This window comes from Agarivorans sp. QJM3NY_30, from assembly GCF_050870855.2.
Lineage (GTDB): Bacteria > Pseudomonadota > Gammaproteobacteria > Enterobacterales > Celerinatantimonadaceae > Agarivorans.
In genome coordinates this window covers 1,539,626-1,565,500 of sequence record NZ_CP194038.2, presented here as the reverse complement: position 1 = coordinate 1,565,500, position 25,875 = coordinate 1,539,626, and the positions used below count along the sequence as shown (strand labels likewise).

28 protein-coding genes are annotated in these 25,875 nt (G+C 44.6%); 2 read left to right on the top strand and 26 right to left on the bottom strand.

All coding sequences use genetic code 11. The annotated features are described in order from the left end of the window. The first annotated feature begins 345 nt into the window (after positions 1-345). A complete protein-coding gene (locus ACRRSX_RS07175; protein ID WP_432453880.1) occupies positions 346-2,187 on the top strand; it encodes an alpha/beta fold hydrolase in 1,842 nt (613 codons plus the stop codon). Positions 2,188-2,241: 54 nt separating this feature from the next. Here ACRRSX_RS07175 and ACRRSX_RS07170 read toward each other — a convergent pair whose 3' ends face one another. The 20 genes from ACRRSX_RS07170 to trmJ all read right to left on the bottom strand — a co-directional run bounded on the left by ACRRSX_RS07170 (position 2,242) and on the right by trmJ (position 19,767). After that, positions 2,242-2,472, bottom strand: a complete 231-nt coding sequence (locus ACRRSX_RS07170) for a zinc ribbon domain-containing protein (RefSeq protein ID WP_432453881.1) — start codon at positions 2,470-2,472, stop codon at positions 2,242-2,244. A 12-nt stretch (positions 2,473-2,484) separates the two neighbouring features. After that, the gene (gene der / locus ACRRSX_RS07165; RefSeq protein ID WP_432453882.1) at positions 2,485-3,954 is read right to left on the bottom strand and encodes a ribosome biogenesis GTPase Der; all 1,470 of its coding nucleotides are present in this window, start codon (positions 3,952-3,954) and stop codon (positions 2,485-2,487) included. An 83-nt stretch (positions 3,955-4,037) separates the two neighbouring features. Beyond that, complete coding sequence (bamB, locus tag ACRRSX_RS07160) at positions 4,038-5,228, bottom strand: outer membrane protein assembly factor BamB (protein ID WP_432453883.1); 1,191 nt, start codon at positions 5,226-5,228, stop codon at positions 4,038-4,040. After that, positions 5,221-5,853 (bottom strand): YfgM family protein, encoded by a 633-nt coding sequence (locus ACRRSX_RS07155; protein ID WP_432453884.1) that lies wholly within the window; start codon positions 5,851-5,853, stop codon positions 5,221-5,223. Before ACRRSX_RS07155 ends, bamB begins: the two co-directional genes overlap by 8 nt. Before the next feature lie 13 nt (positions 5,854-5,866). Beyond that, complete coding sequence (gene hisS, locus ACRRSX_RS07150; RefSeq protein WP_432453885.1) at positions 5,867-7,144, bottom strand: histidine--tRNA ligase; 1,278 nt, start codon at positions 7,142-7,144, stop codon at positions 5,867-5,869. Between the two features lie 84 nt (positions 7,145-7,228). Continuing rightward, positions 7,229-8,326, bottom strand: a complete 1,098-nt coding sequence (gene ispG, locus ACRRSX_RS07145; protein ID WP_432453886.1) for a flavodoxin-dependent (E)-4-hydroxy-3-methylbut-2-enyl-diphosphate synthase — start codon at positions 8,324-8,326, stop codon at positions 7,229-7,231. A gap of 22 nt (positions 8,327-8,348) precedes the next feature. After that, positions 8,349-9,335, bottom strand: a complete 987-nt coding sequence (locus tag ACRRSX_RS07140; protein ID WP_432453887.1) for a RodZ domain-containing protein — start codon at positions 9,333-9,335, stop codon at positions 8,349-8,351. Beyond that, complete coding sequence (pilW, locus tag ACRRSX_RS07135) at positions 9,325-10,098, bottom strand: type IV pilus biogenesis/stability protein PilW (protein WP_432453888.1); 774 nt, start codon at positions 10,096-10,098, stop codon at positions 9,325-9,327. The genes ACRRSX_RS07140 and pilW overlap by 11 nt, the downstream gene beginning before the upstream one ends. Before the next feature lie 22 nt (positions 10,099-10,120). After that, positions 10,121-11,239 carry a bifunctional tRNA (adenosine(37)-C2)-methyltransferase TrmG/ribosomal RNA large subunit methyltransferase RlmN gene (locus ACRRSX_RS07130; RefSeq protein ID WP_432453889.1) on the bottom strand — a complete coding sequence of 373 codons (1,119 nt, stop codon included), beginning with the start codon at positions 11,237-11,239 and terminating at the stop codon, positions 10,121-10,123. A gap of 154 nt (positions 11,240-11,393) precedes the next feature. Further along, entirely contained in the window at positions 11,394-11,819 is a 426-nt protein-coding gene (ndk, locus tag ACRRSX_RS07125) for a nucleoside-diphosphate kinase (protein WP_432453890.1), read from the bottom strand. A gap of 201 nt (positions 11,820-12,020) precedes the next feature. Continuing rightward, complete coding sequence (gene pepB / locus ACRRSX_RS07120) at positions 12,021-13,310, bottom strand: aminopeptidase PepB (protein WP_432453891.1); 1,290 nt, start codon at positions 13,308-13,310, stop codon at positions 12,021-12,023. Positions 13,311-13,521: 211 nt separating this feature from the next. Beyond that, complete coding sequence (iscX, locus tag ACRRSX_RS07115; protein ID WP_432453892.1) at positions 13,522-13,722, bottom strand: Fe-S cluster assembly protein IscX; 201 nt, start codon at positions 13,720-13,722, stop codon at positions 13,522-13,524. 10 nt (positions 13,723-13,732) lie between these two features. Continuing rightward, entirely contained in the window at positions 13,733-14,071 is a 339-nt protein-coding gene (gene fdx / locus ACRRSX_RS07110; RefSeq protein WP_432453893.1) for an ISC system 2Fe-2S type ferredoxin, read from the bottom strand. Between the two features lies 1 nt (position 14,072). Continuing rightward, positions 14,073-15,926: a Fe-S protein assembly chaperone HscA gene (hscA, locus tag ACRRSX_RS07105; RefSeq protein ID WP_432453894.1), complete on the bottom strand. Its 1,854-nt coding sequence runs from the start codon at positions 15,924-15,926 to the stop codon at positions 14,073-14,075. A gap of 5 nt (positions 15,927-15,931) precedes the next feature. Then, complete coding sequence (gene hscB / locus ACRRSX_RS07100) at positions 15,932-16,450, bottom strand: co-chaperone HscB (RefSeq protein WP_432453895.1); 519 nt, start codon at positions 16,448-16,450, stop codon at positions 15,932-15,934. A 12-nt stretch (positions 16,451-16,462) separates the two neighbouring features. Next, positions 16,463-16,786, bottom strand: coding sequence for an iron-sulfur cluster assembly protein IscA (iscA, locus tag ACRRSX_RS07095; RefSeq protein WP_432453896.1), 324 nt, complete (start codon positions 16,784-16,786; stop codon positions 16,463-16,465). Between the two features lie 17 nt (positions 16,787-16,803). Then, complete coding sequence (gene iscU / locus ACRRSX_RS07090; RefSeq protein ID WP_432453897.1) at positions 16,804-17,187, bottom strand: Fe-S cluster assembly scaffold IscU; 384 nt, start codon at positions 17,185-17,187, stop codon at positions 16,804-16,806. Positions 17,188-17,218: 31 nt separating this feature from the next. After that, positions 17,219-18,433: an IscS subfamily cysteine desulfurase gene (locus tag ACRRSX_RS07085; RefSeq protein WP_432453898.1), complete on the bottom strand. Its 1,215-nt coding sequence runs from the start codon at positions 18,431-18,433 to the stop codon at positions 17,219-17,221. A gap of 36 nt (positions 18,434-18,469) precedes the next feature. After that, the gene (iscR, locus tag ACRRSX_RS07080) at positions 18,470-18,943 is read right to left on the bottom strand and encodes a Fe-S cluster assembly transcriptional regulator IscR (RefSeq protein WP_432453899.1); all 474 of its coding nucleotides are present in this window, start codon (positions 18,941-18,943) and stop codon (positions 18,470-18,472) included. Between the two features lie 89 nt (positions 18,944-19,032). Further along, the gene (gene trmJ, locus ACRRSX_RS07075) at positions 19,033-19,767 is read right to left on the bottom strand and encodes a tRNA (cytosine(32)/uridine(32)-2'-O)-methyltransferase TrmJ (RefSeq protein ID WP_432453900.1); all 735 of its coding nucleotides are present in this window, start codon (positions 19,765-19,767) and stop codon (positions 19,033-19,035) included. A 181-nt stretch (positions 19,768-19,948) separates the two neighbouring features. Here trmJ and suhB point away from each other — a divergent pair, with 181 nt between their 5' ends. Then, on the top strand, positions 19,949-20,752 hold the full coding sequence (gene suhB, locus ACRRSX_RS07070) for an inositol-1-monophosphatase (protein ID WP_432453901.1): 804 nt from the start codon (positions 19,949-19,951) through the stop codon (positions 20,750-20,752). A 104-nt stretch (positions 20,753-20,856) separates the two neighbouring features. Here the strand turns inward: suhB and ACRRSX_RS07065 are convergent, their stop codons facing one another. From ACRRSX_RS07065 to yajC, 6 genes are all read right to left on the bottom strand, one after another. Next, complete coding sequence (locus tag ACRRSX_RS07065) at positions 20,857-21,225, bottom strand: 2Fe-2S iron-sulfur cluster-binding protein (RefSeq protein ID WP_432453902.1); 369 nt, start codon at positions 21,223-21,225, stop codon at positions 20,857-20,859. A gap of 680 nt (positions 21,226-21,905) precedes the next feature. Beyond that, positions 21,906-22,175 (bottom strand): hypothetical protein, encoded by a 270-nt coding sequence (locus tag ACRRSX_RS07060; RefSeq protein WP_432453903.1) that lies wholly within the window; start codon positions 22,173-22,175, stop codon positions 21,906-21,908. A gap of 1 nt (position 22,176) precedes the next feature. Then, positions 22,177-22,548 (bottom strand): rhodanese-like domain-containing protein, encoded by a 372-nt coding sequence (locus ACRRSX_RS07055; RefSeq protein WP_432453904.1) that lies wholly within the window; start codon positions 22,546-22,548, stop codon positions 22,177-22,179. Between the two features lie 44 nt (positions 22,549-22,592). Next, a complete protein-coding gene (gene secF, locus ACRRSX_RS07050; protein ID WP_432453905.1) occupies positions 22,593-23,543 on the bottom strand; it encodes a protein translocase subunit SecF in 951 nt (316 codons plus the stop codon). 10 nt (positions 23,544-23,553) lie between these two features. Continuing rightward, positions 23,554-25,407 (bottom strand): protein translocase subunit SecD, encoded by a 1,854-nt coding sequence (gene secD / locus ACRRSX_RS07045; protein WP_432453906.1) that lies wholly within the window; start codon positions 25,405-25,407, stop codon positions 23,554-23,556. A 28-nt stretch (positions 25,408-25,435) separates the two neighbouring features. Then, positions 25,436-25,774, bottom strand: coding sequence for a preprotein translocase subunit YajC (gene yajC / locus ACRRSX_RS07040; protein WP_432453907.1), 339 nt, complete (start codon positions 25,772-25,774; stop codon positions 25,436-25,438). Between the last annotated feature and the right edge of the window lie 101 nt (positions 25,775-25,875).

Sequence of the window (25,875 nt, the reverse complement as noted above, 5' to 3'; positions counted from 1 at the left end):
TTTCAGCGCTTGTGACACTTGATGCTACAGGGTCTACTTTGTTTTAGAGAGGTACACTTTATATGAACAATTTACCCCACAAGTCACAAACCAATGAAAAAATAATCATTACAAATCAACAAACTCTAATCTTATCGACAATCTTTCGTACGCTTCACAACTTATGAGTGAAGCGTTAAATTTGATGTGTTTTTTTGTAAAACTATCTTAAAATTAAAGGGGCTAAACTAGACGCCGAAATTTTTGCTATAAATAAACTCAGCATCTAAACCCAAGAAGACGCAAAGTGTATGCCAATCGCATATAATCAATTAATTGTAATACAAGTAAATTAGCAGTAAAAATATGAAATCTCTGGATAGCACCAAGGAACTCGAGCTAACCTTCGTCGATAATCGGGAACAGTTAATCGGCATGATCTACCGAGCAGCGGCAGAACCCGAATATTGGCCAGACCTGCTTGAACAGCTGTATATGATGCCTGAGATTCAACGAACTCAAGTTGAAACTGAGCACGACAACTCATCAGCCAAATTAAGCCAAATGCTAAACGCCGTCTCTCCAACCCTATTGATGGAACAAACCCATCATTCAGAACGCAATCAGTTGCTACTAGAGCACTTCAACCAAGCGTTAAACATCGCCAAGCGCATCTATAAGCTGGAAGAAAAAAATCATTCATTAAATTCGCTGTTAGACCACATTCCTGTGGGTGTGATCTTAGTCAATGCCCAAAACGAAATATTATTAACCAATGAACTCGCCGAAGAGACTCTTCAGTTAAAGCAGGGGCTTTATCAACAAGGCAGAACCTTAACCACACAGCAAAGCAAATCAACAGCGTTACTGAAACAATATGTCACAGAGTTATCAAATTTGGGGCCAGGAGAGTCAAGTAGTCGCGGGCTACCGATCCAAATCGATAATCAAAGTACAGCTCAAACGATGGTGATCTTAAGTCCTGTCGATCATTTACAAAACCCTGCCTTGGAGCGCAATGCCAGTGTGGTGGTATTTATCTCGCCCTCACGGCCGGATATTGAGCTAGATTTACGCGCTTTTGCCGAAGGCTATAGCTTAAGTCCAAAAGAAGCACGGATTGTAAACTACATTGCCCAAGGAATGTCTCCATCCGATATTGCCGACAAAATTTACGTCAGCTATAACACCGTTCGAACTCAGCTAAAATCGGTTTTTAAAAAAACAGGGGTCAGTAGTCAAAGCGAGTTAGCCAGCTTGGTACTTACTGGACCTTGGGGAATGTTATCGCAAAATAGTAGAGCTTTACTCCCGTTAGACGAGCATAACTCTAGTAATCAAACCTTGTTTTTTACCCTGCCAGATCAACGCCGCTTATGTTATCAAGAATTTGGTAGCGACAAAGGGACACCGGTAATTTACTGCCATAGCATTCTAGGCAGTCGCTTAGAGAACTTCTTCGATGAACAAGACTTAGCAAAGCAGCTCGGGCTGCGTTTAATCACCATCGATCGACCTGGTTTTGGCGGCTCCGACTACCATCCAAATTATAGTTTTGTGCAATGGTCTGAAGATCTCTGTGCCTTGCTCGAATACCTAAATATTGATCAAGTTGAGTTACTTGGCTATGCCACCGGAGGAGTATACGCAGCCTGTTGCGCCGCCAAAATACCGAGTAAAATTAGCCATCTCACCATGGTGAGTTCTGGTGATGCACTAGTTTTAGATAGTGACTATCAAGCCACCGCCAAGCTATACCGAATGCATATGAAATTGGCGCGTGACTTTCCCAGCATGCACCGACTATTTACCAATATCTTAGAAAAAGGTTTACACAAAGATCCGAATAAGCTGTTTAAAGTATTAGCCAAAGATTTGGACGGAGCCGATGTCGAGTTATTTAATAGCCCGCAGTTTCGAGACAAATTTACGCGTTACCTCAAAGAAGCCAAAATACAGGGTGGCAGCGCATTTTCTGATGAAGTACAACGAGTCATGAAAGACTGGGGCTTTAATATTGCCGATATTCAAATTCCGACAAGCTTATGGCATGGCGAAGTTGATCGGCATATTCCTTTAGTTCTCGCCGAACGATTCGCAACATCGGTACCAAATGCTCAACTAAAAGTCATCCCTAAACAAGGGCATTTTATGATCTACCAACAATGGTCAAATATTTTACATAGCATCGCCAAACGCACCTCATAGCAAACATAGCGGGTATTTAACGATATAAAAAAGGCGGTAAAAACCGCCTTTCGTTTATTCACAGCGTTCAAAGCGCTGAATCATCGCCTTTTTGGACTTTAGTTCATTACAGTGCTTACAGAAATAATCCACCGCACCGCAAGCTTTCAGTATTTCCAATTCTGCATCACATTTATCGCAATGGACCCGTTGTAAATATCGGTGATGGCAAGCAACACATAACCAATGTTCATGTTCAGGGATTAACTCACCGTCACATTCAGGACAAGCGATTTCATGACTCATGACTCACTCCAGCTATTTTTTATATTTACTCACGCTTTGCATTTTTTTACGGCGACGCTCTTGTGCCAAAGTCAATTTTGACTTTTTATCAGAAAATGGATTTTCGCCTTCCTTAAATTCTACACGGATCGGCGTTCCCATAATCTCTAGCGCCTTACGATAATAATTCATTAAGTAACGTTTATAAGAATCAGGTAAGGAGTTCACTTGATTACCATGGACCACAATTCTTGGTGGGTTATATCCACCCGCATGCGCATAACGCAACTTAACTCGACGACCGCGAACCAATGGAGGTTGGTGATCATCTTGTGCCATCTGCATGATACGAGTCAGTAAAGAAGTTGAAACACGTTTGGTGGCGCTGCTATAAGCCTCTTGTACCGATTCATATAGGTGGCCGACGCCTGTTCCATGCAATGCAGAAATGAAGTGCACTCGAGCAAAGTCAATAAACCCTAATCGGCGATCTAATTCACTCTTAATTCGCTCCTTATGGTCGTTATCTAATCCATCCCATTTATTGACCGCTAAAACCAGCGCGCGCCCCGCATTAAGCACAAAACCTAGCAGACTTAAATCTTGATCAGAAATCCCCGATTGTGCGTCAATGACCAACATCACTACATTGGCATCTTCAATGGCTTTCAAGGTTTTAATCACCGAAAATTTTTCAACCGTCTCGGTCACCTTGCCACGCTTACGCACGCCAGCAGTATCGATCAAAATATAATCTTGGTCTTCACGTTGCATCGGGATATAGATGCTATCACGCGTAGTGCCCGGCATATCGTAAACGACGACCCGCTCTTCACCTAAAATTCGGTTGGTCAGTGTTGACTTACCGACGTTAGGTCGGCCGACAATCGCTAATTTAATAGGCATATCAGCAAACTGCTGAGCTAACTGATCGAGCTCAGTTTCACTCAATTCATTGTCTAAATCGAGTTCGGTATCTTCACCTTCTAGCGCTTGTTGCGCATGTTGTTCGGTCACAAAAGGACGCAAGGCTTCTTCCAGCAAGATATTAACCCCACGACCATGTGCCGCGGCAATATGATGCACGTCGCCCAAGGCTAAAGCATAAAATTCACCACAAGCCGTATCTGCATCGATACCGTCAGTTTTGTTGGCGACCAAAAATACTTTTTTATCTTGTCTACGCAAATGGTGAGCAATCGCTTCATCGGCGATTGTCATTCCAGCCCGAGCATCCACTAAAAACAGTACCGCATCAGCTTCTTCGATGGCCTGCAACGATTGCTGCGCCATCATCGCATCGATACCTTCTTCATCCCCATCAATACCACCAGTATCGATCACGATGAACTCTTGCTCAGCCACTTTTGCTTGGCCGTATTTACGGTCACGAGTCAACCCTGGGAAATCGGCAACCAGTGCATCCCTACTGCGTGTAAGGCGATTAAATAATGTAGATTTGCCGACGTTAGGACGTCCCACTAAGGCAACAACAGGAAGCATAAGGGCCTCTTTTTTAGAATAGATGAGATGACAAAGGCTCATGATGATTTCACCATGAGCCTTTTATACACAATTATAACAATTTAACTGCGATTTAGCGCAATTAGCTTACCATTTCGTGTTTGAACAATAATTTTATCGGAGGTTACCACAGGTGCGACGTATAAGCCGCTACTATCTAACAACTGCTTACTCATAAATTCACCAGTCTCACGATTTAACCAGTATAAATAACCTTCACTATCACCCACTAAGACTTGATCACCGTCTATCGCTGGTGCGGTAACAATACGGTACGCTAAACCCGATTGTGCCCAGTTTTCAACACCATTATTACGTTCTAAACTATAGACCGTATCGCTAGCATCCGTAACAAACAAGCTTAAACCAGCGGAGGCAATATTTTGATAAGCGGAGTAACTGCGTTTCCAGTGCTCTTCGCCACTACGTAAGTTCACCGAAACTAAATTACCGTTATAGGCCACAGCATAGAGCTGCGAATCAATCAATATCGGCTTACTACCAACATCAACAATGCGGTCGATTTCAGTGGAACCTTTTGGTTGAGCCAACTTCGTGTCAAAGATCAACTGCCCGTTTTCCAGTAAATATAAACCAACTTTACCATCACTCCGGCCAAGGATAATCGCACCACTGGAGATCAGCGGTGGGGCTTTACTACGCAATGACAAAGCGGGTTGATCTATCTTGGTGTCCCATTTTTGCTCACCGCTGTGTGCATCCAATGCAATCAAATGACCATTACTGGTCATCACCACCACAATACTATCCTCAACGGCTGGCTTCGCTAATACTTCACCAGCAACTTTAACTTGCCAAACTATCTCACCAGTCTGGGCATCTAAAGCCACCACGTCGGCGTTCTCGGTCCCCAGATAAATCCGCTGATAAGCGGCCGTTAAGCCTCCCGAAATACGGGCGTTAGGAGTATTACCAGAAAATTGATTATTACTTTCCAGCTTAGATAAGTCGATTTTCCATAGGGACTTGCCATTAAGATCAAAGGCATGCACTTCACCGTAGCGTGCAGCTGCAAAAACAGAGTCGTAGGCGACCACTGGCGATAAAGCAGAATAATACTCTGCAACACCACTACCGACTCGAACTTCCCATTGCTTTGTTACCTTAAACTGATTACTAAACTCAGGCACTGGTGACATTTGCACCACATCTTCTTCAGAATTAAACAAAGAACATGCAGACAACCCAAGTAACAACAAGGCCAAGCTAGCACCGCGCCATGCTTTAGCCATTCGCAGCCTCGGCTTGTGTTAAATCATTCAATTTCAAGTTGACACTAGGATCTTGTTCACTGGCACCAGCCGCAACTGCAGCTTGATAAGCTTGACGCGCCAATTCAGGTTCACCTTTCTGTAAATAGATATCCCCTTTAATTAACTCAACCGTTGCGCTTAAGGCTGGCTCATTAATTAAGGCGAGACTTGCAAGGGCATCATCGAAAGACTGTTGCTGAGCTTGCACCCGCGCCAACCGAGCATAAATCATCCCTTTTAACTCTTCTGGAGCTCCCGCTAAAGCCAATTTAAGCTGCTCTTCGGCCTGCGCAAAATCTTCTTTTGCGACCAACTCTTTGGCTAATAATAACGACGCAAACACCGCGTAGTTATTTCCTTTTTCATCGGCTACGTAACTCACTAATGAGCTAAGCTCATCGGAATTACTCGCCACTTGAGTAACAACTTGTTGATAAGCATCAGAGGCTGCGTCTTGTTGCGCGACTTGATAATCACCGTAGTAGCGCCAACCAAATACGGCAGCTAAGCCTAGAACGGAGCCACCAATGACTGATGTACCATTTTTCTTCCACCAGTCTTTGATGGCTTGAACTTGCTGTTCCTCAGTGGAGTATATTTCCACGGTATCTCCTTAACTATGCTAATACTGTGTTAAGCAAGGCTACCAGCTCGTCTTGAGCGATGCACTGCTGTTGAATATCTTGACGTAAATATTTCACGGTAACCTGATGATTAGCCAACTCATCATCACCGATGATCAGCGCCACTCTCGCCCCGGATTTATCTGCACGCTTAAACTGTTTCTTAAAGTTACCACCACCGCAGTGACTCATGACTCGCACTGAGGGTAACGCATCTCTTAATTGTTCAGCTAATGAAAATGCCGCACCAAGCGTTGCTTCTCCAGCATTGATCACATAAACATCAGCACTCGATGGTAAATCACCTAATAGATCTAAGGTTTCGAGCATCAATACCAATCGTTCTATGCCCATAGCAAAACCCACCGCGGGCGTCGGTTTACCACCTAATTGTTCAACCAGACCGTCGTAACGGCCCCCTGCACAAACAGTTCCTTGTGAACCAAGGCTATCAGTGACCCATTCAAATACGGTGCGATTATAATAATCTAAGCCACGGACCAAACGTGGATTCAATTGATAAGCAATACCTGCATTATCGAGCAAGGCACAAAGCTGTTGAAAATGAGCTTGGCTTTCAGGATCCAAATACTCAGCCAAACTTGGGGCATTGACTAAGGCCGCTTGTACCTGTGGATTTTTACTGTCCAATACCCTGAGCGGGTTATCGTACATACGCCGTTTTGCGTCTTCATCAAGCACTTCTTTATGCGCTTCCAAATAAGCAATTAAAGCATCGCGATAATTAGCACGAGCTTCATTTGAGCCCAAACTATTCAGCTGCAAACTAACATGCTTTTCTAGACCAAAAGCCTTCCAAAAACGAGCCGAAAGTAAAATAACTTCAGCATCGATATCCGCCGAAGCCATGCCAAAGGCTTCAACACCCGCTTGATGGAACTGACGATAACGACCTTTTTGTGGGCGTTCATGGCGGAACATTGGCCCCATATACCACAGCCGCTGTTCTTGGTTATATAATAAACCCGCTTGATTGCCGGCTCTGACGCAACAGGCTGTGCCTTCTGGGCGCAGTGTTAAACTATCACCATTGCGATCGTCAAAAGTATACATTTCCTTTTCAACGATATCGGTCACTTCACCGATGGAACGTTTGAACAGTTCAGTACTTTCAACAACTGGCATTCTAATTTCGTTATAACCATAAGCAGCCACCACCTCACGAATCACCGACTCTACTTTTTGCCAGGCGGGTGTGTCGCTAGGCAAGCAGTCATTCATGCCTCGTATTGCTTGTATTTGTTTAGCCACATTAATCTCGAATAAAACAGGTAATCACTACTAAAAGCCCTCGATTATAGGGGCTTTCGCTCAATAGGTAAATTTGTTTGCCGTTTAGCGACCGCTGATATCTTTGACGGGGATCCGAGCCCGAATTTTTGCTTCGAGCGCATCCACCAAATTATCATTGTCAAAACGCTCTTTTTGGCGAGTCCCATCTTGATAGAAGCCACTTTTTTTATGACCACCTGTAATACCAAGATCAGAAATAAGGGCTTCGCCGGGCCCATTCACCACACAGCCAATAATTGATACATCCATCGGCGTAACCACATCTTCTAAGCGTTGCTCTAATGCATTGACCGTAGCAATCACATCAAATTCTTGACGAGAACAACTAGGACAGGCAATAAAGTTAATACCACGAGAGCGGATCCGCAGCGATTTAAGAATATCAAAACCAACTTTAATCTCTTCAACTGGATCGGCAGCCAACGAGACCCGTAGCGTATCGCCAATCCCTTGCGCCAACAACATACCTAAGCCCACGGCCGACTTCACAGAGCCACTGCGCATACCACCAGCTTCGGTGATCCCTAAATGCAAAGGCTGATCAATGCGAGACGCTAAGCCTTGATAAGCGCCAACCGCAAGAAACACATCGGAGGCTTTGACACTCACCTTAAATTGATCGAAATTTAATCGGTCGAGAATATCCACATGGCGCATCGCCGATTCAACCAATGCTTCTGGTGTTGGCTCACCATATTTCTCTTGAATATCTTTTTCTAAGGAGCCGCCGTTCACACCGATCCGGATCGGAATTTTACGATCTTTAGCTACATCGACAACCGCCCGTATACGCTGCTCGTTACCAATGTTACCGGGGTTAATTCGTAAACAATCAACCCCATACTCAGCGACTTTAAGGGCAATTCTATAATCAAAATGAATATCGGCAACCAGTGGGACCGATACTCGCTGTTTAATCAACTTAAACGCTTCTGCAGCCTCCATAGTTGGTACCGAAACACGCACGATATCGGCACCTACCGCTGCAATACGATTAATTTGAGCAACCGTTGCATCAACATCAGTGGTGCGGGTATTAGTCATCGACTGAACCGAAATCGGGGCATCGCCACCGACCGGAACATTGCCCACCATAATCTGCGTTGATTTACGACGTTTTATTGGACTTGGCTGGTTCATAATACTCGAAGGTCTTTATTAATTATTGAGGGATATTCATACGCACGACTTTACCGCGCTTAAATGAAGAAAGGTCTATTTTGTCTTGTCCATAGTGAATGTTCACACCAGCAGCCGTCCCCAAAACAATACTGTAAGGTGCAACACCGCTAAGTTTCAAGCTATCACCCGGTTTCTTAATCGCAGCAACTAAACGTTTATCGTTTGCGTCCCGAACTTCCACCCAGCATTCATTTTCAAAATTCATGACTAAAGTCTTCAGCGGGGGGACTGGCACTGCCGGCACTTGCGCCTCTGAGCTAGGCTTAGCCGCTACCACCACATCCTCTTTTTCCGCGAGCTGATTGGTCTCGCTAAGTTTAGGGCTTGGTTCCGAGACTAACGTGTCTTGCTTAACAACCGTCACTGACGCATCAGCCCCTGACGGCTCACCGCTCTCTTCGGCTTGCGATTCCGATGGTGCTGGGATCTCTGATGTTCGCTCAGCATCAACGCTACTTGGCTCGATAGCGACATGATTTGATTCAGCTGGCTCAACGACGCTGGCACTTTCAGAACTCAATGAGCCAAACACCGGATCGAGTTGCTTTTCTTGTAGCCACCAAATGACCAACAGTGCAACAATCCCTAACGCCACTAAGTAGGTGAACTTCATTAATCGGCTATCATGGGTTTCCTGCTTAATTCGCTTAGAAAAACTTTGCATTTCGGTGCGTTGTTCTTGCGCAGCGTTTAAATGCTGATAGCTAGATAAGACAAGATCTTCAGATAAATTAACCAGCCGGGCATAGCCGCGTAAATAGCCTTTGATAAACGTTGTGGATAGACCGCTGTCAAAGCTATCCGCTTCAATATCAATCACCACTTGAATCCGTAATTTTAAACGATCCGCCACCTGTTGTTGGCTTAATTCGGCCACAACCCGCGCTTCCTGTAACATTTGGCCTGGGCTAAGCACTTCAATATCCTCGCTAAGCTCGGTAGGCTCTAATTCTGCTTTAGTAGTCATTAGCTATATATCGTTTTGTCTGTTCTGATTTCGGAAATTGTTGTTGCAAGGTAAGGCCCCAACGCGCTTCTTCGGCAAAGTTATCTGCGGCATTTTCGAGACGAACCCAAGCAAATGCACTTTCGGCAGTGGTTTCAGCCATACTATCATACCGTTGCAAATATATTCGCGCCTGCTCTGGTTTATTTTTTTGTAAGTAAATCTCAACCGTCCCTAATAAGGACGCTGGGCGACGAATATTATAGGCTAAGGCATTCGAGAAATACGCTAAGGCATCATCGATATGCCCCGCACTTAATGCGCACAAACCGGCATTTTCATTGGTGCCAGCCACTTGCACATACTCAGGATTTGCGAGTGCTTTTTTAAACAGTTTATCCGCTTCCACGTAGTCTTGCTGCTTACATAGCATCACACCGTAATTATTTAATACGTCTCCATTATTTGGGGCAATTGAGCGCGCTTTTTTATAGGCACTGATGGCCCGCTCCGGTTGGCGAACCTGCTGATAGAAGTGGGCTTGAGCCACATATACATCAACCGAATTAGGCGCGAGCTGTTGAGCTAACTCTAAATTTCTCTTAGCCTGTTCGGCATCACCCGCCTGCAAGTAACGTAACGCTAAACTAATACGAGTTTTAGCCGCGGCTTCTTTATCTAGCTGTCGATTGTCATTGTTAACTTCTTGGCCATTTACCCGTGTTTCAGTAACACAAGCAGTCACCGAAAACATTAGTATTAGCAAAAACAGCCAGCGTTTCATATTCATCCTTCGATAAGCTTAGTTATTGAATTGTGACTGAAATTTCTTGCTGTTGCATCCGTTTTCTCATGCTTCTTTTGGTTCTGTCGACAACATCACCCGCCAATTGCCCACAGGCAGCATCGATATCATCGCCGCGAGTCTTTCGCACGACCACGGTAGAGCCATATTCCATCAAGACTTTGCTAAACCGATCGACACGACTATTGCTCGGTTTAGTAAACGGTGAGCCCGGATAAGGGTTAAAAGGAATTAAATTAATTTTACAGGGTGTGTCGCGCAATAAGGCCGCTAATTCATGCGCTTGTTCCATTGAGTCATTCACTTGATTCAATAAAACATACTCCACTGTAACCTTGCCACGGTTGGCATTTGACTTACCGATATAGCGCTTAACACTCGCCAGAAATGCTTCAATATTATACTTATCATTGATCGGCATAATTTCACTGCGGAGCTTATCGTTAGGGGCATGCAAGGAAATGGCTAACGCAACATCAAGCTGATCACCTAGCTTATCTAAGGCAGGTACCACGCCAGAAGTACTCACTGTAACCCGACGTTTACTTAGGCCATAGCCGTTATCATCTAGCATTAATTCCAGCGCGGGAACTAGATTGGATAAATTTAACAATGGTTCGCCCATGCCCATCATCACTACATTAGTAATTGGCCGTTTCCCTTCAACACCTTTGTGTCCGATCACTTGCGCTGCTCGCCACACTTGACCAATAATATCAGAGACTTTTAAATTACGATTGAAACCTTGCTGTCCAGTGGAGCAAAAAGTACATTCTAAAGCACAACCCACTTGCGAAGATACACACAGCGTTGCTCTATCACCCTCAGGAATATAGACCGTTTCAATTTCTTGCCCCGCCACCAACATCGCCCATTTAATAGTGCCATCAGCGCTACGCTGTTCGGTACTAATTTCCGGCGCTTTTATCTCAGCAACTTTGTTTAGTTTTTCACGCAAAGTTTTATTGATATTGTTCATTTGGTCGAAGTTATCTACACCAAAGTGATAGATCCACTTCATTACTTGATCGGCACGAAATGGTTTTTCCCCTAATTCAGCGAAAAAACGACGCAGCCCTTCTCGGTTAAAATCAAGTAAATTTGTTTTTGTCTCACTCATCGCCTAACTCCACGACAGACCATTAAAAAAGCGCCGAATTGTACAAATAATGACAGCACATTACCAGCGAATATCGCTAATCCTTAAGCTTGGGGCATATTGATAAAACGCCCTGTAACATTCCATTAAAAAAGAGGCCTTAGCCTCTTTCGTTTTATCTTGGACAAATTTCGTTATCATCAAAGAAATAGGCGATTTCTCTTGCCGCCGATTCAGGTGAGTCGGAACCATGAGTTCCGTTTGGTGGCATGCCTGTCCCAAAATCGTGACGTAAAGTGCCCGCGGCAGCCTCAGCGGGATTGGTCGCACCCAATAACTCACGGTAGCCCTGCACTGCATTCTCTCCTTCTAGTACTTGTACCATGATGGGTCCGGATGTCATAAAATCAATGAGTGGTTGATAAAAAGGCCGTCCCTCATGTTCGGCATAAAAACCAGCCGCTTGCTGTTCAGTCAAATGCAACATTTTTGCAGCAACTAAACGCAAGCCTGCAGCTTCCATCCGCGCATAAACTGCACCAATCGCATTCTTCGCCACCACATCGGGTTTAAGTATAGAAAAAGTCCGTTCTAAGGCCATTTATCAGCTCCATTGCAAAATTTATTAATAGCACCTCTAGAGGCTGTTTATCTTTCGTCATCAACTTTCGCTTATTCATGTAGCGTTAGCTCATCATTAATGTCGATAGTTACAGTTCTTCGAGTCAATCTCATTTAAATGAAACGTCATCGCAACAAATCGCTTCGAAAGCTAAACAACTCCAATGATAATAAGTTAGCTCTACTCAGTTAACAAGCGTGCAATAGTACGGATCCCATGGCCTTTAGCACCAGTCGCCCACAAACTATTAGCCGATTTCTGATAACAACCAGATAGATCAAAGTGTAGCCAATTCTGATCTGCATTCTTTACGAAATAGGCGAGAAAAGCTGCCGCAGTTGAAGCCCCAGCCATCCCTTCACCAGAAGAAACATTCGCGATATCAGCAAAAGATGAGCTTATTTGTTGCTTATGAAAATCTTCAAGTGGCAATGCCCAGGCCATTTCAGCTTCTGCCTTCGCCGCAACTAAGGCTTGCTCAACCAAGCTTTTATCAAAACCAAATACCGCATTATAATCACGCCCTAAGGCCATTTTAGCAGCACCAGTAAGGGTTGCGGCATCGATGATCTTACCAGGCTTCACTTCACTTGCAGCAATTAAACCATCCGCGAGAACTAAACGTCCCTCGGCATCAGTGTTTAAGACTTCAACACTCACACCATTTTTATAATTAATCACATCGCCTAATTTATAAGCTTTACTGGACACTAAGTTTTCAGCACAGCACAAAAATAGTTTGACTCGTTTATTCAAGCCCTGAGCAATAGCCAGCCCTAGGCCACCAGTTACGGTGGCAGCGCCTCCCATATCGCTCTTCATTACCGACATGCCATCGGAAGGCTTAATGCTGTAACCACCGGAATCGAAGGTGATACCTTTCCCCACCAAAGCAACCGCGACCGGTTCATCGTCATCGCCACTTGGATTGTAATCAAGCTGCAACATTGCCGGAGCCTGACAACTGCCCTTGCCTACAGTGTAAGTTCCAACCCAACCTTGCTCCAGCAAGTCTTCACCGGTAATGATCCGGTAGCTAATATGCTTCGGTGCCAACTCAGTTAAAAATGCAATCGCAGAATCACACAAACTTTGTGGATAAATATCAGCGGGGCCAAGGTTAATCACTGCACGCGTCCAATCAGCTGCTGCTTTTAAAGCTTCAAACTGATGTTGCGCTTGCTCACTTAGCACCGCGACACCTAATTGACTGTCCTGCTTAGCATTATAATAACCTTGATAGAATGCCCAGCATGCTTCCAGATCCCACGAGTCACCAATCAGTGACAAGTGTTTTAAACCTTGGGCATCTAAGCGACGCGCGGCTTTTTGAATATCTTGAAGCCTTGTCGAGCCTTCTGAAACGACATGAACGATAACTTGATCTGCAGTGAAACTAATTAATGCTTTATTGCCCCATTGAGCAGGAGCGGCTTTCGCGCATAATACAACGTCCAACACGGTGGTCATCTATACTTCCTCATTTATTTATCTGACAACAAGCCATTGCGGTGATACAAATAGCAAACTAGACAAGACAATGATCAAATCATAGCTTCCGGAACATCGGGAGTAACAAAGCAGAAATTGAAGTAATTGCTGGTTCTAATTACAAAATTTATAAGGTCGTTATTATCGATTTTAACCCGCAAACAGATCAGAGATTGACCTCAAATAGGTATTAATCTAGCTCTTCCATCCAAGCTAAAATGATCGCTTCCAATATACGCTCGTTGCTATGTTGAGGCTCATCAGCAAAATCTTCTAGCTGACAAACCCACTGATGTAAATCGGTGAACCTCACTTGTTTCGGATCTTGCTCGGGAAAGCGTTCGGCTAGCGCTATCGCAATATCTTGCGTATCTATCCATCGTAATCCCATAAGCGACTCCTTAGTGTTGTTCAGATACCATATTAATGGTGTATTTAGGGATTTCAACCACAAGGTCTTCATCGGCCACAACGGCCTGACAACCGAGTCGAGATTCTGGCTCAAGACCCCATGCCTTATCCAGCATGTCATCTTCTAACTCGTCACTTTCGTCGAGAGAATCAAAACCTTCACGCACAATTACATGACAGGTAGTACAGGCGCAGGATTTCTCACAAGCATGCTCAATATCAATACCATCACGCAGCGCAACGTCTAATACCGTTTCACCTGACTTGGCTTCTACAACCGCCCCTTCTGGACACAAGTCCGGATTGGGCAAGAAAATTACTTTAGGCATACTAAATCCTGTCTACTTGCTGGCCAGTTAAGGCCTGTTTAATCGAATCATTCATACGTCTTGCAGCAAAATCTTGGCTAATACTGTCAAGCTGTTTAATTGCCTGTTCTATATTTGCAACATCTTCTTTTTGGGCCACGACTTGTAAGTGCTGCATCGCTACTTGTATTTGTTGTCGTTCATCATCATTCAACAAGCGCTCGCCGCTTTCGCTTAAAGCGGCACTCATGTCTTCAATAAAACGAGCCGCTTCCACCTGTTGTTCTCGTAGCATACGCATCGATAAGTCATGTTTGGCATGACTCACAGAGTCTTTGAGCATTTTAACGACTTGTTCGTCTTCCAAGCCATAAGATGGTTTCACCTCCACCGAAGATTGAACCCCGGTCGATTTCTCCATCGCTGTAACGGATAACAGGCCATCGGCATCCACTTGAAAAGTCACCCGAATGTGTGCCGCACCAGCGGCTAAAGGCGGGATCCCTTTTAAGTTAAATTTAGCTAATGAACGGCAATCATCAACCAGTTCACGCTCGCCCTGCACAACATGTACTGCCATCGCAGTTTGGCCATCTTTAAAGGTAGTAAACTCCTGCGCTCGGGCAACCGGAATGGTGGTATTACGCGGAATAACTTTCTCCACTAAGCCCCCCATCGTTTCTATCCCTAAAGATAAAGGCGTTACGTCCAATAACAATAACTCGTCATCTTTTTTATTGCCCACCAAAGTGTCCGCCTGAATCGCAGCACCAATGGCAACGACTTGATCGGGATCGATATTGGTCAGGGGTGTTCTACCAAAGAAATTAGCCACCTCACCCCGTACTTTAGGGACTCGAGTGGAACCACCAACCATCACCACATTGCTGACCTCCTCAAGCTCAACCTCGGCGTCACGTAAGGCACGGCGACAGGCGCGAATGGTGCGTTTCACCAGCTCACTAATTAGATCATCAAATTGCTCACGGCGCAGTATTCCCTGCCAGTTGAGCCCTTCAATCTGCAAACAAACTTCTGCTTCCGACTGATCACTTAAAGTTATTTTTAGTTGATTGGCAATCCGTGATAATTCACGTTGCAGCTGCGCCGATCTAAGCTGAGTAATCCCAGCTTGGCTAGCGATCCATTCGACTAAGGCATCATCAAAATCATCCCCGCCAAGCGCTGAATCGCCTCCAGTCGCCAAGACCTGAAATACCCCTTGCGATAAACGTAAGATAGAAATATCAAAAGTACCGCCACCTAAATCATAGATCGCAATAATGCCTTCATCACCGCTATCCAAACCATAAGCAATTGCGGCGGCGGTGGGTTCATTCAATAAGCGCAGAACATGTAAACCGGCAAGCTGTGCAGCGTCTTTTGTGCCCTGACGCTGGGCATCATCAAAATAGGCTGGAACCGTAATCACCACCCCATCGGGTTCGCCTTGCAGCGATTCTCGTGCGCGTTGCGCCAGCGACTTCAAAATTTCCGCGGAGACTTGCACCGGATCAACCACACCAGCCACCGTTTGTAACTGGGGAGAACTAGACTCGGCAAAGTGATAAGGTAAAGCTTGTTGCTCTACCTCTGCCAAACTTTTACCTAATAAACGCTTAACTGAAGTAATGGTGTTATACGGATCGGTGACGGCTTGAGCTTTTGCCAACTTACCCACCTCAACGCTACTCGTCAGATACCGCACTACCGAAGGTAATAAAATATCGCCGGCATGGTCGGCTAAAGTCAGCGCTTTACCACTGCGAACAGTTGCAACTAATGAGTTTGTGGTACCTAAGTCAATGCCTACGGCTAACTTATGTTGATGAGGAACAGCCGATTGCCCAGGCTCTGCAATTTGTAGTAATGCCATAGTGACTAATAATCTAGGATCTTTTCTTCGAGTTGTAGCAACTGTTGTTGCAAACGTGCAAAAAACTTAAGTTTACGTACCAGATCGGCCGCCAACTCAAAATTCTGCTCATTGTAGGCTTTTTCAAAGCTCAAGCTCAAGTCACTTCGCTTTTGTTTCAGTAACTTACTTAAATCTTCGATGGCTTTTTCGGGATCACTGACAGTTTCAATTTCAGCTAACTGCTCACGCAGTTCAATCTGACTCATCAAAAACTCAATGTCATTAATGGTTTGTTGCTCACCCGCTATTTCAACGCCCTGCAAACTCAACAAATATTGTGCCCGCAATAAAGGGTCTTTTAAGGTTTGATAAGCATCGTTAATTTGAGTCGCCCGTTGCATTGCAAGGGCTTGCGCTTCAGCGTCATCAACCACAAACTTATCGGGATGAAACTTCTGTTGTAGCTCTCTATAACAAGCAGCTAAACCTTGCAGGTCTAGCTGATTTGAAGGCTTTAGAGAGAACATTTCGAAATAATTCATAGCGTATTCCATTTAAACGCTAAAGCTCTCTCCGCAGCCACATTCTCCGGATATATTGGGATTATTAAATACAAAGCCTTCATTTAAGCCTTCTTTAACAAAATCCAATTCAGTGCCATCAATGTAAAGTAAGCTCTTTTCGTCAACAATCACATTCACGCCATGGCTTTGGAAAACTTTGTCGTCTTCAGCTAACTGGTCAACAAACTCCAAAATGTAAGCCATTCCTGAACATCCTGAGGTTTTCACGCCTAAGCGCACCCCTTTACCGACACCTCGATTACCCAAGAACTGACTCACGTGGCTTGCTGCAGCTTCGGTTAATGATACAGCCATACTGGCTCCTTTATCGATTAAGCGTTTTTCTTTTTATAATCGGCTATCGCCGCTTTGATAGCATCTTCCGCTAAAATAGAACAGTGGATTTTCACTGGCGGTAAGGCTAACTCTTCTGCGATATCAGTATTCTTCAGCGTTTCTGCTTCAGCTAAACTTTTGCCCTTTACCCACTCTGTTACCAATGAGCTTGACGCAATCGCTGAACCACAGCCATAAGTTTTGAAACGCGCGTCTTCAATAATACCACTATCACTCACTTTTAATTGTAGTTTCATCACGTCACCACAAGCAGGTGCCCCAACCATACCCGTACCGATATGATTGTCCTCTTTGTCTTCGAAAGCACCAACATTTCTTGGGTTTTCGTAATGATCGATTACCTTTTCACTATAAGCCATGATATTTCTCCAAATCCGTTAATGATTGTGCTTAGTGGTGTGCCCACTCGACCTGACTCAGGTCTACTCCGTCTTTAAACATGTCCCAAAGTGGAGACATATCGCGGAGACGCCCAATTCCTTCATTAATTACTTTCACTGCATAATCTATTTCTTCTTCGGTCGTGAAACGGCCAAAGGAAAAACGAATCGAGCTGTGGGCTAATTCATCATCAAGGCCTAGCGCTCGAAGTACATAAGAGGGCTCTAAGCTTGCTGAAGTACATGCTGAACCTGAAGATACCGCCAAATCTTTCAAGGCCATAATCAATGATTCGCCTTCTACATACGCAAAACTCACGTTTAAGTTACCAACCACTCGCTGCTCAAAATCACCGTTGATGTAGGTTTCTTCGATATCTTTAATACCAGCCCAGAAACGGTCTCTTAGTGCATGAAGATGTTCTTCATCTTTAGCCATTTCTCGTTTGGCAATCGCAAACGCTTCCCCCATACCGACTATTTGATGAGTTGGTAAGGTGCCTGAGCGCATACCACGTTCATGACCACCGCCATGCATTTGTGCTTCTAAGCGGATCCGTGGTTTACGTTGAACATACAAGGCACCAATGCCCTTTGGTCCATAAACCTTATGCGCCGAAAAAGACATCATATCCACTGGTAAAGCTTGCAGATTAATGTCAATTTTACCCGCACTTTGGGCCGCATCAACATGGAATAAAATCTTACGAGAACGGCACAACTCACCAATGGCCTGAATGTCTTGAATAACACCGATTTCATTATTAACATGCATGATGCTGACTAATACCGTGTCATCACGCATCGCATCGTTTAACTTCGACAAATCAATAATGCCATTACTTTCTGGTTCTAGATAAGTAAGCTCAAAACCTTCTCGCTCTAGCTGACGACATGTATCTAGCACAGCCTTATGTTCTGTTTTACAGGTAATAACGTGCTTGCCCTTTTTACTATAGAAGTGTGCAGCACCTTTAATGGCAAGGTTATTTGATTCGGTCGCACCAGAGGTAAACACAATCTCACGAGGGTCGGCATTCACCAGTTCGGCGACTTGGTTACGCGCAATATCGACAGCCTCTTCAGCCTGCCAACCAAATCGATGGGAACGAGATGCGGGATTACCGTATACGCCATCGACACTTAGGTACTGCATCATCTTTTCAGCAACTCGAGGATCGACGGGAGTGGTTGCTGAATAATCAAGATAAATTGGCAATTTCATTAAAGTTCTCCATTACAACTCGGCGCAAGCCAAGCCTCATAAACTAATTTGTATGGTATTGGTATCAACATGTTTGGATTGGTCTTGACTAAGCGCCAGATTGGCGATTTGCCGTTCTCGCATTAATCCACCTAAACTGATGTTATCCAGAAAATCGGCGATACGCTCACTCAGATCATTCCAAAGCGAGTGGGTTAAACAGGGTTTCCCCCCTTTACAGTCAGCAGTGCCTAAACAACGAGTCGCATCAATCGACTCATCCACGGCATGGATCACCATCCCAACAGCAATGTCATCGGCATCCATCCCTAAACGATAACCACCGCCAGGACCCCGCACGCTGCTCACTAAACCTTGTTTGCGTAACTTTGAAAAAAGCTGTTCCAAATAAGACAAAGAAATCCCTTGCCTCTCAGAAATATCAGCCAAAGAAACCGGACCATCTTCCATATGCAGAGCAACGTCTAGCATCGCTGTAACAGCATATCGTCCCTTAGACGTTAAGCGCATAATCAACCTATTTATCGCGTGAACTTGCGCACAATCTTTTCATACCCTACTGTTTTAGTCAAGTATAAAACCCTATGCATTACTCAGGTTTATTTTTCAGACTTAGGGATATGTTTATCGAACGAAGTCAAAATGCCACGCATCACATTAAGCTCTTGTTTTTCCATGCGAATACGATTAAACATTCGACGGACTTTTTCCATAACCTTGCCGGGATGAGGTTTAATAATGAATCCACTGTCGGCGATACTTTGCTCAAAATGTTGATAAAATCGCTCTAAGTCATCGGCATGCGGGTAGTCCACGACAACATCGCTCGAAGTATAGGTGTTTTGTAATTCTAGATGAGCCATTCTTACTTCATAACTGAGTAATTGTACTGCCATCGCCAAATTCAAAGAACTGTATTCGGGATTGGCTGGGACACAAACATGAAAATGGCACTGCTGTAACTCAGTATTATTTAAGCCACTACTTTCTCGACCAAATACAATTGCCACTTGACCTTGCTGTGCTTCTGTTGCCAATTTAACTCCGGCTTCTCGGCCATCGACCATTGGCCAATCTAAAGTCCGAGAACGAGCACTTGCGCCAATGACTAACTGGCAATCGGCAACGGCATCCGCTAATTCATTAACGATAGTGGTACCGCCCAGAACATCTGAAGCCCCAGCAGATAAGGCCACCGACTTACCATCAATTTCGGCTTGCGGGGCCACTAAATATAACTGACTGATCCCCATGGTTTTCATAGCTCTAGCTGCAGAACCAATATTACCACTATGGCTGGTGCCTACTAAAACCACTCGAACATTTTCCAACATTATGATTACTTCACCCTAAATTTGATGCCGCCGATTGTAACATAGCCTCTGTGTGAGCAGCCAGTAGCGGCTCTGTTGGAAAAAGTTCACCAACACGGTCTATAATCGATTGAGTTTGTTTCAGTGATTCTCTATAATCCGGCGGTTATTTAATGTTCTTTCTACAAATTGGTGGTAATTCATGCATGCTATGCTAAATATTGCGATTCGCGCTGCGCGAAACGCAGGCAAAGTCGTAACTCAAGCTTACGCACAGTTAGACAAAATAGAAACAACAACTAAAGGTGCTAACGACTACGTTACGAATGTTGATAAAGCGGCCGAAAAAACGATTATCGACACGCTACGTAACGCTTTCCCTGATCATTCGATCATTGCGGAAGAAAGCGGCGTAAGTACAGGCAAGGATGATGAATACCAGTGGGTCATCGACCCACTGGATGGAACCACCAATTTTATCAAAGGAATTCCTCACTTTTCCATTTCTATTGCACTACGTGTCCGCGGTAAAACCGAACACGGCGTCGTATATGATCCCTTGCGAAATGAGTTATTCGCGGCCTCTCGTGGTAAAGGTGCTCAACTGAATGGCTACCGCTTGCGGGTAAACAAAGCAAAAGATCTTGAAAACACCCTCATAGCTACTGGCTTTCCGTTTAAGCGCAAACACTACATTGAAAGTTATCTGCCGATGTTCGCCGCAATTTTCGCCGAATGCAGCGATATTCGCCGCACGGGTTCGGCAGCGCTTGATCTTGCCTATGTGGCTGCTGGCCGCCACGATGGTTTCTTCGAATTAAACCTAAAACCTTGGGACATCGCCGCAGGAGAGTTAATCGCTCGTGAAGCTGGCGCAATAGTGACAGACTTTGTCGGTAATACTGAATTTTACCAAAGCGGTAATGTCGTTTGTGCAAGTCCCAAGGTACTCAAACATATGTTGGCTTGCATTCGTCCTCATTTAACTGATGCAATTAAAGCTTAAACACATATCCGAGCAATAAAAACCAGTTGTTAATCACAACTGGTTTTTTTATATCCTTCAAACCGTTCGACCCACTGCCAAATCGCTTAGCAGCATCAGTAGCACTAAGCTCCTCCTGGTTCTCCGGTGAACTTCACCAATACATCTTCATCGGTCACTATCGCCTGACACGCTAAGCGATACTTTGGTGGCATATCGCTCACAGATGCACGTTCAGCATCTTTTTCAGATAGTTTACCAATACTCTTAAGCCCCTCCCGTTCTTTATCTGTCAACATAGCACCTTTAATATGATCACCATCTAAATGGGTCACTTCCACCAAACATGAGCCACAACGCCCATCTTTACATTCGTGGGGAATTTTCACCCCATGATCTTCCGCTAAACCTAGCAACGCATCACGCTTACCTGCAACCGCCGTTACTTTCTTGTTCTTACGCATCACTGGCGAAGAAAAATACACAGTAGCCATACAACATTCCTTGTAAGTAATTAAAAGACTGCTCATTTGAGTCCAATTAGATGCCCCCAAGCGACCATCGTCACCAGTGATGAGCGGCCCCTTACCGGCTGAGAGTGAAAATATTAGACTCCCTTCCAGATAGAACGCAGCGCGTCATCACGCGATCGACATACTAGATGACACTCATTTACGACCACATCCAGCTCCAATTGCGATTAAGCTAAAACGCTTATCCAGCAGTTCTCAGCCAAGTCATTCAGACACATAAACCAGGTACTCAAATAGCCCTTCGCTCATTGCAAATGCTAAGCCAGTGGCGAATTTCGCGCACAGTTCAGGTGGTGTTTCGTAGAAATATAGAATTTGTATTTAAAACAACATCATAAAAATGCCATCGATAGGATGCGGGTCCCCACCAAAAGGATATTGATTGAGGCTTAATGTGGGACTCGCAAGAGGATTAGCTTCAAACAGACAAAATGCTCTAAAAACGACAATCCAGATGAATATAAATTGGCAATATTAAAGTCTCGATGTCGGTAATAAATGCTAAAGCAGGTATCGGTACAACATTGTAAAAATAAGCCAAGGGAGGCAGCAGTAAAATAAGATAATAACTTGGTTAAGCCTTACCGAAGCGATTTAACCAAGGTTATTTAGCTGAAATGAAGGAAAAGTATTTCGCGCGTCTAATCAGCATCTAAATCAAAACTATCACTACCCATCTCAACACGCTCTAACTGCAGCTCCAAAAAAGCGATACGCTTAACAAACTCGCCCAGCAGTGCATCTTTGATTTCCAGTAGTTCAAGAACGGTCATTGGCTCGCGCCAGTCCGGGTGTTCCACCGCTAACTCAGCTTTCGCATAAGCCTGGTTGGCTTCGCTTTGATCAAAGTAATAATGAGTCTGTTCTGCAACATCAAAGGCATAAATCATGGTCGTCGCAAGCGCTGACATCTTATGACTCCTCTAAGGGATAATTCGCTTCTCGCCAACCGCGGATCCCGCCGTCCATAGAGATGACTTGGGTATACCCCATTTTGACCAAATTATCGGCACTTAAGGCCGAACGAAAACCGCCCCCACAGTAAATAACAATCATACTATCTAACTCGGGAATCACTTGCTCAATATCACGTTCCAAAATCCCTCGCCCCATGTATTGAGCTCCCGGAATGCGGCTTTTCTGCCATTCGTCCTGTTCACGATTATCAATCAAATGAAAAGCCAAACCTTGGTCGAGCCACTGCTTTACCTGATGCACATCACATTCTTTGATACGACGACGACAGTCATCGACCAAAGCTAAAAACCGCGGATTGTGAGCCATTTTTTTCTCCTTAAAAAAAACCCGCCAGCGGCGGGTTTATGTGACTACATGATGGGGTCTTGGTCGGCGCCTTCTTTTTCTTCCAGCTCCTTAGGCATAAAGTCTTCTTTCTTAATTCCTAAGTACAAGGCCAGCGTACTAGCGACGTATATCGACGAGTGGGTACCAATAAACACACCAAATAACAATGCAGTAGCAAAGTTATGAATTAACGAACCGCCCAATACGAACAACGATATTAATACCATAATCGTGGTTAAAGAAGTTACGATGGTCCGATTAAAGGTTTGAGTCAGCGAAACATCAATAATTTCAACTGGATCACCCTTACGCAATTTACGGAAGTTCTCACGGATCCGGTCCGATACCACGATGGTATCGTTCAGTGAGTAACCCACCACGGTTAATAAGGCCGCGATCACGGTTAGGTCAAACTCCAACTGCAAGAAGGAGAACAAACCTAAAGTAGCAATCACATCGTGTCCCAGTGCGAGTACCGCCCCCACAGCCATACGCCATTCAAAGCGCATTGCCACATAGAGCAAAATACAAGCCAGCGCAGCAATAATCGCCAAACCGCCTTGCTCAGCTAACTCTTTTCCAACCGTTGGGCCAACGAACTCAATTCGGCGCATTTGCACCTGAGCATCAACCTGATCGCGCAGCAATCCCATGATACTGTCGCCTAAGTGCTGACTATCTAGACCTTCACGAGGCATCATTCGCAACAACACTTGGGTTTGCGAACCAAAGTACTGTGCCACAATGTCTGGATATCCGTTCTTGCTCATCACATCACGAACTAAGGGTAGATCGGCAGGCTGTTGAAACTCAACTTCAATCAACGTACCACCGGTGAAATCTAGCCCCCAATTGATTTTATTAATGGCTAAACTGGCCACCGATGCCACCATTAACAAAATGGTAAACCAAATAAATGGTTTGCGGTGCGCCATAAAGGGCACCGTGCCTTTGGGCTTAAATAAATAAAACACGTTGTTGCTCCTAGATAGACAGCTTGTCTATTTTCTTACCGCCCCAAATCCAGTTAACCACCACGCGGGTGCCAACAATAGCAGTAAACATTGAAGTCGCAATACCAATAGCAAGTGTCACCGCGAAGCCTTTCACTGCACCCGTACCAATCGCAAACAAAATGATTGCGGTAATGAAGGTGGTAATATTGGCGTCAGAAATGGTTGATAAGGCATTACTGTAGCCATGATGAATCGCTTGCTGAGGACTACGTCCATCGGCTAATTCTTCACGAATACGCTCGAAGATCAATACATTGGCATCCACCGCCATACCTACGGTTAATACAATACCGGCCATACCAGGCAAGGTTAAAGTTGCCCCTGGGATCATCGACATAAAGCCAATAATCATTCCAACGTTCACAATCAATGCAAAGTTCGCAACCAAGCCAAACTTACGATAGTAAAGCGGCATAAACACCAACAAGGATATCAAACCAAAGACAATCGCTAAGAAACCTTTATCGATATTGTCCTGACCAAGGCTTGGCCCAACAGTACGTTCTTCAACAATTTGGATCGGAGCAATCAAGGCGCCTGCTCGCAATAACAAGGCTAGATTTTTAGCTTCTGCTGGTGAGTCAATGCCGGTGATCCGGAAGCTACGTCCCAAACGAGATTGGATAGTTGCAACGTTAATCACTTCTTCCTGACGTTTCAGTATTGACTTACCCTCTTCATCTTTCTTGCCTGTCGGCTTGTACTCGATGAATAACGTTGCCATAGATTGACCCACATTATCTTTAGTAAATGCGGCCATCTTGCTGCCACCTTGACTATCGAGGCTAATATTCACCTGAGGTCGACTGTATTCATCAAAGCCTGACTGTGCGCCAACAATATGATCGCCGGTGAGGATTACTTGGTTTTTTAGCACCACAGGTGAACCATCAACTCGTTTCGCCAATTGCGATCCTGGTGGCACTCGACCGACCATCGCATCGCGAACATCAGCGTCTACGTTGACCATTCTGAATTCTAAAGTCGCTGTCGCACCCAAAATTTCTTTCGCGCGAGCAGTATCTTGAACACCAGGTAGCTGCACCACAATCCGATCGGAACCTTGACGTTGAACTTGCGGTTCAGCAACACCTAACTCGTTTACCCGGTTACGGATAATCGTGATGTTTTGCTGCAGCGCATATTCTCGAGTTTCTTTCAACTTCTGCTCGGTCATTTTCGCACTCAAACGAAACTGTTCACCCTCACTAATATCAGAGATTTGATACTCTTTATATTTGCGATTTAAGAAGCTAACGGCTTTATCCAAAGTGGCTTGATCGCGGAAACTAACCACCACAGCCTCACCTTGTGAACGAACCCCAGAATAACGTAATTTTTCGCCGCGAAGATCGGTACGGAAATCTTGAATCATTCCCTCTTGCGCCTTGCTAATGGCCGCTTTCATGTCCACTTCCATCAAAAAGTGCACACCACCACGTAAATCCAGACCGAGTTTAAGCGGTCCTGCACCAATGGCATCTAGCCAACCGGGTGTTGCAGGGGCAAGGTTTAGGGCAACAACATAATCTTCACCAAGCAAATCATGTAATAAACTCTTTACCTTAAGCTGGTCAGCATCGTTGCGCAAACGCACCAAAGCGAGTCCATTTTCAAAGCCAACAGAGCGAAAATCGATGGACTGCTGCGTAAGGTAATTTCGAATCTCATCTAGTTGGGCTAACTCAACTTGAGCGCCCCGAGTGCCTGATACTTGTACGGCAGGATCCTCACCGTATAAGTTTGGCATGGCGTAAAGAAAACCGATGGCGATCAAAACGATCACCATCCAATTCTTCCACCACGGGTATTTGTTTAACAAAATAATATCCCTAGTGACAAATTTGTAACTACAGAGATTTCAACGTGCCTTTTGGCAGAACCGCTGAAACAAAGTCGCGCTTAATGGTGACTGTAGTGTCATCACTTAAGCTCAGTTGCAGATAATCCGCCTCATCAGAAATCTTGATGATTTTACCGACCAAACCACCGGTAGTTAGCACCTCATCACCCTTAGATAAGGAAGACATTAGGTTTTTATGTTCTTTTACACGCTTGGACTGTGGACGATAAATCATGAAATAGAAAATCACCGCAAAGATGACCATCATGAAAATTAATTCCATGCCACCACCAGCTGGTGATATGGCGCCGCCTTCGGCATATGCTGGAGAAATAAATAAGCTCATTGTTACCCTCATTACTAATTAAAAAAACTAAGATACAAAACAACTATCTTATTAAATGGAGACTGACCAAGCAAAAACAAGGCTTTACTGGTCAATCGAGC

What these genes read in the sequence shown, in the direction of transcription:
- ACRRSX_RS07175 (WP_432453880.1), top strand. Translation starts at nt 346, where the DNA reads ATGAAATCTCTGGATAGCACCAAGGAACTCGAGCTAACCTTCGTCGAT.
- ACRRSX_RS07085 (WP_432453898.1), bottom strand. Translation starts at nt 18,433, where the DNA reads ATGAAATTGCCAATTTATCTTGATTATTCAGCAACCACTCCCGTCGAT.
- ACRRSX_RS07065 (WP_432453902.1), bottom strand. Translation starts at nt 21,225, where the DNA reads ATGGCTACTGTGTATTTTTCTTCGCCAGTGATGCGTAAGAACAAGAAA.
- ACRRSX_RS07055 (WP_432453904.1), bottom strand. Translation starts at nt 22,548, where the DNA reads ATGGCTCACAATCCGCGGTTTTTAGCTTTGGTCGATGACTGTCGTCGT.
- ACRRSX_RS07060 (WP_432453903.1), bottom strand. Translation starts at nt 22,175, where the DNA reads ATGTCAGCGCTTGCGACGACCATGATTTATGCCTTTGATGTTGCAGAA.
- bamB (WP_432453883.1), bottom strand. Translation starts at nt 5,228, where the DNA reads ATGGCTAAAGCATGGCGCGGTGCTAGCTTGGCCTTGTTGTTACTTGGG.
- der (WP_432453882.1), bottom strand. Translation starts at nt 3,954, where the DNA reads ATGCTTCCTGTTGTTGCCTTAGTGGGACGTCCTAACGTCGGCAAATCT.
- ACRRSX_RS07140 (WP_432453887.1), bottom strand. Translation starts at nt 9,335, where the DNA reads ATGACTACTAAAGCAGAATTAGAGCCTACCGAGCTTAGCGAGGATATT.
- iscR (WP_432453899.1), bottom strand. Translation starts at nt 18,943, where the DNA reads ATGCGCTTAACGTCTAAGGGACGATATGCTGTTACAGCGATGCTAGAC.
- suhB (WP_432453901.1), top strand. Translation starts at nt 19,949, where the DNA reads ATGCATGCTATGCTAAATATTGCGATTCGCGCTGCGCGAAACGCAGGC.
- yajC (WP_432453907.1), bottom strand. Translation starts at nt 25,774, where the DNA reads ATGAGCTTATTTATTTCTCCAGCATATGCCGAAGGCGGCGCCATATCA.
- iscU (WP_432453897.1), bottom strand. Translation starts at nt 17,187, where the DNA reads ATGGCTTATAGTGAAAAGGTAATCGATCATTACGAAAACCCAAGAAAT.
- iscX (WP_432453892.1), bottom strand. Translation starts at nt 13,722, where the DNA reads ATGGGATTACGATGGATAGATACGCAAGATATTGCGATAGCGCTAGCC.
- hscB (WP_432453895.1), bottom strand. Translation starts at nt 16,450, where the DNA reads ATGAATTATTTCGAAATGTTCTCTCTAAAGCCTTCAAATCAGCTAGAC.
- ACRRSX_RS07170 (WP_432453881.1), bottom strand. Translation starts at nt 2,472, where the DNA reads ATGAGTCATGAAATCGCTTGTCCTGAATGTGACGGTGAGTTAATCCCT.
- fdx (WP_432453893.1), bottom strand. Translation starts at nt 14,071, where the DNA reads ATGCCTAAAGTAATTTTCTTGCCCAATCCGGACTTGTGTCCAGAAGGG.
- ndk (WP_432453890.1), bottom strand. Translation starts at nt 11,819, where the DNA reads ATGGCCTTAGAACGGACTTTTTCTATACTTAAACCCGATGTGGTGGCG.
- pilW (WP_432453888.1), bottom strand. Translation starts at nt 10,098, where the DNA reads ATGAAACGCTGGCTGTTTTTGCTAATACTAATGTTTTCGGTGACTGCT.
- hscA (WP_432453894.1), bottom strand. Translation starts at nt 15,926, where the DNA reads ATGGCATTACTACAAATTGCAGAGCCTGGGCAATCGGCTGTTCCTCAT.
- ACRRSX_RS07130 (WP_432453889.1), bottom strand. Translation starts at nt 11,239, where the DNA reads ATGAGTGAGACAAAAACAAATTTACTTGATTTTAACCGAGAAGGGCTG.
- ispG (WP_432453886.1), bottom strand. Translation starts at nt 8,326, where the DNA reads ATGAACCAGCCAAGTCCAATAAAACGTCGTAAATCAACGCAGATTATG.
- trmJ (WP_432453900.1), bottom strand. Translation starts at nt 19,767, where the DNA reads ATGTTGGAAAATGTTCGAGTGGTTTTAGTAGGCACCAGCCATAGTGGT.
- iscA (WP_432453896.1), bottom strand. Translation starts at nt 16,786, where the DNA reads ATGGCTGTATCATTAACCGAAGCTGCAGCAAGCCACGTGAGTCAGTTC.
- pepB (WP_432453891.1), bottom strand. Translation starts at nt 13,310, where the DNA reads ATGACCACCGTGTTGGACGTTGTATTATGCGCGAAAGCCGCTCCTGCT.